Here is a 7,919-nt window from a genome sequence, read left to right on the forward strand (position 1 = left end):
CGAGACATCGGCGCGTTACTGCGTCGCCGTGTCGTAGATTTCCGCGTACGGATCGTGTTCGCCGCTCGAGCCTTCCGAGAGGCGGAACTTGAGCGAGAGGCCTTCGCGGGAGTCGGCGGCCTTGAGCGCCTCTTCCATGTCGATGCGGCCTTCCTTGTAGAGGCGGAACAGGCACTGGTCGAAGGACTCCATGCCTTCCTCCAGCGACTCCTCCATCGCCTGCTTGATCTCGTGCACCTGGCCGCGGCGCATGAGGTCGCGGATGTGCGGCGTGTTGATCAGCACTTCCGCCGCCGGCACGCGGCGGCCATCGGTGCCGACGACCAGGCGCTGGCTGACCACCGCGCGCAGGTTGAGCGCGAGGTTCATCAGCACGTTCTTGTGCGCGGCTTCCGGGAAGAAGTTGAGGATGCGTTCCAGCGTCTGGTCGGCGTTGTTGGAGTGCAGCGTCGCCAGGCACAGGTGGCCGGTTTCGGCGAAGGCGATCGCCGCTTCCATCGTCGTGGCATCGAGGATTTCGCCGATGAGGATGACGTCCGGCGCCTCGCGCATCGCGTTCTTCAACGCGTTGTGGAAGGCGTGCGTATCCAGGCCGACCTCGCGCTGGTTCACGATCGACTTCTTGTGCTTGTGCAGGTACTCGATCGGATCCTCGATGGTGAGGATATGGCCCGAGATGTTGCTGTTGCGGTAGTCGATCATCGACGCGAGCGTGGTCGACTTGCCCGAACCGGTGGAGCCGACGATCAGCACCAGGCCGCGCGGGGCCATGATGATGTCCTTCAGCACCTGCGGCAGCTGCAGTTCCTCGATCGACGGAATCACGCTGCGGATGGCGCGGATCACCATGCCGACTTCGCCGCGCTGCTTGAAAACGTTGATGCGGAAGCGGCCGGCTTCGGGCAGGGCGAGCGCCATGTTCAGCTCGAGGTCACGCTCGAAAAGCGGAACCTGGCCCTCGTCCATCAGCGAATAGGCGATCTTCTTGACCATACCCGGAGGCAGGCCGGTATTGCCGAGGGGGTAGAGCTTGCCTTCGACCTTGATATAAACCGGTGCGCCGGTCGTCAGGAACATGTCCGACGCATTCTTTTCCGTCATCAGCTTCAGGAAATAGCCGATGTCCATGCAAGCAACCCCTATTCTTGCGCCCTCACGCCCGGAACCCATCCCGTTGCAAGCGCGGCGGCGGCTTTACGACAATGGCCGGGCACCAATCACAGGCACGGCCTCCCCAATGCGTCCAAGCTTCGCACAAATCCGATTTCCGCTGCTGGCTGCAGTTCTCGCTTCCGCACTCTGCTCGTGCGCGTCGCTGCCCCCGCCGACCGGTGAGCTGGCTTCGGCCCGGCAGGCCGTGACCCGCGCCGAGGACGCCGACGCCGACCAGTACGCGCCGCAGGAGCTGGGCACCGCCCGCACCGAGCTGTCGCAGGCCCAGGCCGCGATGAGCGGTGGCGACCAGGACGAGGCGCGCCGCCTCTCGCTGTCCGCGGCCGCCGACGCCGACCTTGCCTATGCCAGGAGCCGCGAGGCGCTGGCGACGGCCGAACTCAACCAGCGTCGCGCGGAAGTCGAAGAGCTGCGCCGCCGTCTCCAGGAGGCCCAGCCGTGAACCTTCGTCCGATGATCCTCACGGCCGCGCTGGCCGCGTGCTTCGCCGCCGCGCCCGCCGTTGCCGCCGACAACCCAGACGCCGCCCGGCTGTCGCAGCGCCTGACCGCACTCGACGCCGATTCCACGCTCAACACCTTCGCCGCCTACGAGCGACTCCAGGCGCGCCAGGCCGTGAGCACGCTCGATCAGGCCGCCAAACGCGACCGCCCCGGCGCGCTGTACGTGGCCGAGCGCCGCGTCGCCATCGCCGAGTCGGCCGCGCGCACCCAGGCGATGCAGCGCCAGGTCGACCAGCTCGATCGCGAGCGGGCCGAACTGCTGGTCGAAGCGAGCCAGCGCGATGCCGCCCGCGCTCGTGCGGAGAACGAACGCCTGCGCCTGCAGGCCCAGATGCAGGCCGAGGAGGCCGAGCGCCTGCGCCAGCAGAGCGAGGCCGACGCGGTGGCGATGCAGGACGTCGAAAGCGCGCTGAAGGGCGTTGCCGGTGCCCAGACGGCGCGCCTCAACGCGGCGCGCGATCGCCAGGCCAAGCTGGCCCGCGAGGAGGCCGAACTGGTGACCGGCGGCAAGCTGCCGACTGCCAAACGCGACAGCCGCGGCGAGGTCTTCGCCCTGGACAAGGGCAGCTTCGGCTCCGGTAAGGCGACCCTTGGCAGCGGTGCGCAGACCACGGTCAAGACGGTTGCGGCCTACGCGCAGGCCTCGTCTTCGCCCGGCGTGCGGGTCGATGTCACCGCCGCCGACGCCAAGCTGGCGCAGCGTCGGGCTGAGGCCGTCCGCGATGCACTCGTCGCCGGCGGCTGGCCGCAGGGCCAGGTGCAGGTGAACGGCAAGGCAGGCAAGGCCGATCGCACCGAGCTGGTCGTTCAGTCCAAGTAAATCAAGTTGAATCAACAACTTGCGTGAAACCCGCGGAAGCGCGGCCCCGGCCGCCTTCCGCTCGTCGCGACCTTCACGACGCAGCTCACATCCCGTCCCCGACACCCTTGCCGACCCCGGTTGGGAAGAGTAGGGTCGGTACTCCAAGCGGCCTGTTTTCCGCTTGGCGATGAGCCTGGTCGATGACGTCAACGCCCCTTTCGAAGGACCCCGCAGCCCCACGTCAGTACGGGGCCGGTCCTTGTGAGGCCGCCGACCCCGACCTGCTCTTCCATGACCCCGCACGACGCCCTGGTCCTTCGAGGACCGGGGCGTTTTCGTCTGCGGGGCCTTCCGCACGGGCCTCGGCCATGCGCCGGGGCTTCCTTACCCGCTGAAGGAGGCTCTACATGTTCGAAGAACGACCGCAGCCGGAGATCGAGGCGCTGATGAAGGCCAACCCGGAATTCAAGCAGCTCTATCAACGCCACAAGGATCTCGACAAGAGAGTGATGGACGCCGAACTGGGCGTGCTACCGATCGACGACATCACCCTGGCGCAGATGAAGCGCGAAAAACTGGCTGCGAAGGACCGCCTGGTCCGCATGTACGACCTGCAACGCCACTGACGACGACCTCTTTCCTCGCCGCGGGCGGCGACTTCCTCGTCGGTCTCTCCGCCCGCGTCTCCTGAGAACCGGGGCGGCTGCGCCCAGCAGCCGCCCCGGTGCGAAGGATCCTCCCTCCCCGAAGGCGCCCGCATGGCCGGGTGCCCCTTCGTGCGCGCCGATCCGTCGTCCTGCGGCCAATGGAGGCGCACCGCACTTTCCGCGCTTCACGCCGGGCTCTTACACTGCCCGCATGAGCATCCATCAATCCGTACTCGAACTGATCGGCGACACGCCGATCATCAAGGCGCAGCGCCTGGACACCGGCGTCTGCGAGCTCTACCTCAAGCTCGAATCGCAGAACCCGGGCGGCTCCATCAAGGACCGCATCGGCCTGTCGATGATCGAAGCGGCCGAGAAGGCCGGGAAGATCCGTCCCGGGGACACTCTCGTCGAAGGCACCGCCGGCAACACCGGCATCGGCCTCGCGCTGGTGGCGCAGCAGAAGGGCTACAAACTCATCCTCGTCGTGCCCGACAAGATGAGCCGCGAGAAGATCTTCAACCTCAAGGCGATGGGCGCGCAGGTCGTGCTCACGCGTTCGGATGTCGCCAAGGGCCATCCCGACTACTACCAGGACCTTGCCGAGCGCCTCGCGCGCGAAACGCCGGGCGCCTACTTCATCAACCAGTTCGGCAACCCCGACAACCCGGCCGCGCACGAGTTCGGCACGGGCCCGGAAATCCTGCGCCAGATGGCCGACGTCGGCGGGCTCGACGCGATCGTCTTCGGCTGCGGCAGCTCCGGCACGATGACCGGCCTGTCGCGCTGCTTCGCGAAGGAGTCGCCAGGGACCGAACTGATCCTCGCCGATCCGGTCGGCTCGATCCTCGAGGAATACATCAACCGCGGCACGCTGTCGGACAAGTCGGCCAGCTGGATGGTCGAAGGCATCGGCGAGGATTTCCTGCCGCCGATTTCCGACTTCACCCGGGTGAAGAAGGCCTATGCGATCAGCGACAAGGAAAGCTTCCTCACCGCGCGCGAACTGCTGGAAAAAGAGGGCATTCTGGGTGGTTCGTCGACCGGCACGCTGCTCGCCGCGGCGCTGAAGTACTGCCGCGAGCAGACCACGCCGAAGAAGGTGCTGGTCTTCGTCTGCGACACCGGCAACAAGTACCTGTCGAAGATGTACAACGACTACTGGATGCTGGACAACGGCTTCCTCGCGCGCCAGTCGTCGGGCGACCTGCGCGACCTGATCCTGCGTCCGTTCTCGCAACGCGACACGGTCGTCGTCGGTCCGAACGATCTGCTGGTCACCGCCTATCAGCGCATGAAGCTGTACGACGTCTCGCAGCTGCCGGTGATGGACGGCGACAACATCGTCGGCATCGTCGACGAGAGCGACGTGCTGCTGCACGTGTATGGAGACGAGTCGCGCTTCCGCGATCCGGTGTCGACCGCGATGGTGAGCAAGCTCGACAAGATCGACGTGCGTTCGCCGATCGAATCGCTGCTGCCGGTGTTCGATCGCGGCCATGTCGCGATCGTCGTCGACGGCGAGAAGTTCATCGGCCTGATCACGCGCATCGACCTGCTCAACTACCTGCGCAGGCGCGTGCAGTGATGAACGCCGCGGCGTCCGCGCACTGGTTGCCGGGCGACCGCCTGCCGGACGTCCGCCTGCGCGCGGACGACGGCACCAGCCGCACGCTGCACGCCGAATTCGCCGGCCGGCCGTTATGGATCGCGACGCCTGTCGACGCGGCGTCGGCGGCGCGACTTCCGCGTCCACCCGACGGCGCGATCGCGCTTTGCGTCGGCCCCGCCGTGCCAGAAGGTGCCGCGTCGGGCTGGCAATCGGCCGCCGCAGATCCGCGCTGGTGCGCGGGTCTCGGCATCGGCCTGTTCTGGCAGGCCGATGCGAACCTGCGATTGCAGACGTCGCAGCCGCTGCCGATCAACGAAGCGCCAAAGGTGGCCGCGGACGTGGACGCGCTGCGCGGCGAACAGACGATCGCGATCGCGCCAGTGCTGCAGATTCCAGACGTATTCGAGCCGGACCTGTGCGCGGCGTTGATCCGCCATCTCGAAGTGGACTGCGCCGGCGGCGACGTGTCCGCGGTGCTGGTGATGCAGGACGGCGAACAGCGGCTGCAGGTCGATCCCGACATCAAGCAGCGTCGTGAGGTGATTCCGCGCGACGCGCAGCTCGAAGCGCGCATGCACGAGCGCCTGATGCGGCGCGCGCTCCCCGAGATCGTGCGCGTGTTCAATTTCGAGGTGCGCCGACGCGATCCGTTCAAACTGCTCGCGTATCCGGAGAACGCGGGGTACTTCCGCGCACATCGTGACAACGAGACGCCGGATGTCGCGCATCGTCGCTTCGCGTTGTCGGTGAACCTCAACCAGGGCGATTACACCGGCGGCGAGTTCCGGTATCCCGAATTTGGGCCGCACCTGTTTTCACCACCAACGGGCGCCGCGTTGGTGTTCTCGTGTTCGATGCTGCACGAAGTGCGGCCGGTCGAGCGCGGCACGCGTTACGCGATGACCACGTTCCTGGCCTGATCAGCCGCGCGGCTGCAGGCGAGGGGCGAAGTAGGCCTCATCGCCGATGCCTTCCAACGTCGCCTCCGCCCACCGCATGCCTTCGGCGATACCGTCGGCGTGCTTTTCCGCGGCAGCGCTGAGTTCGCGCCGCCGCGCGTTCGAATCGAAATGCGCGTCCCCGTCCTTGGCGTAGCGGCTGAGCAGTTGCGAGGCCTTGATGCGTTGCGCCCAGTCCTCAGGCACGTGCAGGCCGTAGTGCATGGCGAGGCGCGCGACGGCCGGGGCGGGGTCGCGCAGTACGTCCGCGAAGTCGAGGTCGATGAGCCGCCCGGTCAGCGCCGGATCGGCCGCCAGCGTGCGCCAGCGCAATTGTTCGATCAGCCAGGCGCGGGCCAGGCGCGCGCCGTCGGTGTCGGCAGACGGAAGATCGGGCTGGCGCGCCAGCCGCAACGGTTCGGTGGAAAGCGGGCCGTCGATGAGGCGCGGGTCGCGGAGCATCGTCGCAAGCCAGGTGTGCAGGTCCACCCACAGCAGGCAGCCGCGGCCGGTGTCGGGCAGGAGGCGGTCAGCGATCGTCGTAACCACGCTCGTGGGCTTGACGATGACGGCCCGGCTGTCGGCGAAGCCGCGGGCGAGCGATGCCAGCACTGGCGCTTCCCACGTCGCGGCCGCCGGCTTGTCGCGCTCGTGGGAGAGGGTGAGCAGCGGCAGGGGCTCGCGCAGCCCGAGTACGCCCGGGACCAGGTCCAGCAGACGGCTCACCAGCGATGAACCGCAGTGCCCGATGTGGAAAAGCCAGTGCACGTCGCGCAGCGGCGGGCTCGGGTCGAGCGCGGCGACGAGTTCGGCCCGGTCGATGACCCAGCCGGAGACGTCGTGGCGGTTCAGGGCGCGCTGGTCGAGGAAGCTGGCGCGCCGGTAATCCTCGGCGTCGAAATGCAGCACCCAGGCACGGTCCTGCGCCGTGTCGAACGCGAACAGCGGATAGGCGGCACTGCGACTGAAATCCGGCGGCAAACGCCTGGGGCGGTTCATGGGCGGTGCTAGAATCGGCGACCGCCCATGCTAGCGGGAATGCCGGGAAGAACGGAACCGCGCGATGGCGGAGCACTCGCCGATGCGCCCGCCACTGTGCCGGCTTGCACTTCCACTTCCGGACATGCACGTCATGAGTGATCGGGTTCTCGTCACCGGCGGCGCCGGTTTCATCGGCTCGCACACCTGCGTGGCGTTGGCCGAGGCCGGCATCCCGTTCGCGATCCTGGACAACTTCAGCAACGCCCATCGCGGGGTGATCGACCGGCTGGAGCGGATCATCGGTTTTCGCCCGTCCGTCATCGACGGCGACATTCGCGACCGAGCGCTGCTGGACCAGACGTTTGCAGACGGCGGCTTCGGTTCGGTCATCCACTTCGCCGGGCTCAAGGCTGTGGGCGAATCGGTCGAGAAGCCGGTCGAGTACTACGACACCAATTTTGTCGGGACGCTGAGGCTGGTCCAAGCGATGCGTGCATCGTCCTGCCGCACGCTGGTGTTCTCCTCCTCGGCCACCGTCTACCGTGCAAGCGCGATCATGCCGTTGCACGAGGACAGCGCGCTCTCCGCCACCAGTCCGTATGGCCGGTCAAAGCTGATGGTTGAAGAAATGCTGCGCGACGTGAGCGCGGCGGATCCGCAGTGGCGCATTGCGCTGCTGCGCTATTTCAATCCGGTCGGCGCGCATTCGAGCGGGCTCATTGGCGAGGATCCCCGCGGAATCCCGAACAACCTGATGCCCTACATCGGGCAGGTCGCGACCGGGCGCCTGCCGCGGCTGAAGGTATTCGGCGGCGATTACCCCACCATCGACGGCACCGGCGTGCGGGACTACATCCATGTGGTCGATCTCGCCGAGGGGCATCTGGCGGCAATGGAGCGCCTGAAAGGGCGGCCGGGCTGCCTGACGCTCAACCTGGGGACGGGGAGGGGAACCTCTGTCTTGCAAATGATCCACGCGTTCGAAGCGGCCAGCGGCCGGGCCATTCCCTACGAGATAGTCGATCGCCGGCCAGGCGATCTGGCGGAATACTGGGCCGACCCATCCCTGGCGTTCGAGGAGCTCGGGTGGCGGGCGCGGCGCTCCCTCCACGACATGTGTGCCGACGCGTGGCGTTGGCAGGTGGAGCAGGGCGGCGGCTAGGCGGTCGCCCGCCCCTGCGGGTACCCGGGATGCTGCGTGGGAGCCTCCGCGCGACCGCTCCGGCACGGCTCTGAAGCTGCGCGGAACGAGCCGCTGGCGTG

8 protein-coding genes are annotated in these 7,919 nt (G+C 67.4%); 6 read left to right on the top strand and 2 right to left on the bottom strand.

Annotated features, from left to right (window positions below):
- Window positions 1-15 precede the first annotated feature (15 nt).
- The gene (locus ABIE51_RS04255) at window positions 16-1,128 is read right to left on the bottom strand and encodes a PilT/PilU family type 4a pilus ATPase (protein ID WP_115841327.1); all 1,113 of its coding nucleotides are present in this window, start codon (window positions 1,126-1,128) and stop codon (window positions 16-18) included.
- A gap of 109 nt (window positions 1,129-1,237) precedes the next feature.
- Between ABIE51_RS04255 and ABIE51_RS04260 the strand changes: the two genes are divergently transcribed.
- From ABIE51_RS04260 to ABIE51_RS04280, 5 genes are all read left to right on the top strand, one after another.
- Window positions 1,238-1,615, top strand: coding sequence for a DUF4398 domain-containing protein (locus ABIE51_RS04260; RefSeq protein WP_115841328.1), 378 nt, complete (start codon window positions 1,238-1,240; stop codon window positions 1,613-1,615).
- Window positions 1,612-2,496, top strand: a complete 885-nt coding sequence (locus ABIE51_RS04265; RefSeq protein ID WP_192632350.1) for an OmpA family protein — start codon at window positions 1,612-1,614, stop codon at window positions 2,494-2,496. Before ABIE51_RS04260 ends, ABIE51_RS04265 begins: the two co-directional genes overlap by 4 nt.
- A 389-nt stretch (window positions 2,497-2,885) precedes the next feature.
- On the top strand, window positions 2,886-3,104 hold the full coding sequence (locus tag ABIE51_RS04270; protein ID WP_115841330.1) for an HP1242/YdcH family protein: 219 nt from the start codon (window positions 2,886-2,888) through the stop codon (window positions 3,102-3,104).
- A 232-nt stretch (window positions 3,105-3,336) separates the two neighbouring features.
- The gene (locus ABIE51_RS04275; protein ID WP_115841331.1) at window positions 3,337-4,713 is read left to right on the top strand and encodes a pyridoxal-phosphate dependent enzyme; all 1,377 of its coding nucleotides are present in this window, start codon (window positions 3,337-3,339) and stop codon (window positions 4,711-4,713) included.
- A complete protein-coding gene (locus ABIE51_RS04280; RefSeq protein ID WP_192632351.1) occupies window positions 4,713-5,657 on the top strand; it encodes a 2OG-Fe(II) oxygenase family protein in 945 nt (314 codons plus the stop codon). The genes ABIE51_RS04275 and ABIE51_RS04280 overlap by 1 nt, the downstream gene beginning before the upstream one ends.
- Here the strand turns inward: ABIE51_RS04280 and ABIE51_RS04285 are convergent, their stop codons facing one another.
- Window positions 5,658-6,656: a hypothetical protein gene (locus ABIE51_RS04285; protein WP_354503516.1), complete on the bottom strand. Its 999-nt coding sequence runs from the start codon at window positions 6,654-6,656 to the stop codon at window positions 5,658-5,660. It abuts the gene before it with no gap.
- Window positions 6,657-6,756: 100 nt separating this feature from the next.
- On the opposite strand from ABIE51_RS04285, the gene galE reads away from it, so the two are divergent.
- Window positions 6,757-7,818 carry a UDP-glucose 4-epimerase GalE gene (gene galE / locus ABIE51_RS04290; protein ID WP_502913250.1) on the top strand — a complete coding sequence of 354 codons (1,062 nt, stop codon included), beginning with the start codon at window positions 6,757-6,759 and terminating at the stop codon, window positions 7,816-7,818.
- The last annotated feature ends 101 nt before the right edge of the window (window positions 7,819-7,919 follow it).

The sequence above is a fragment of the Lysobacter sp. OAE881 genome, from assembly GCF_040546665.1.
Classification (GTDB): domain Bacteria; phylum Pseudomonadota; class Gammaproteobacteria; order Xanthomonadales; family Xanthomonadaceae; genus Lysobacter_J; species Lysobacter_J soli.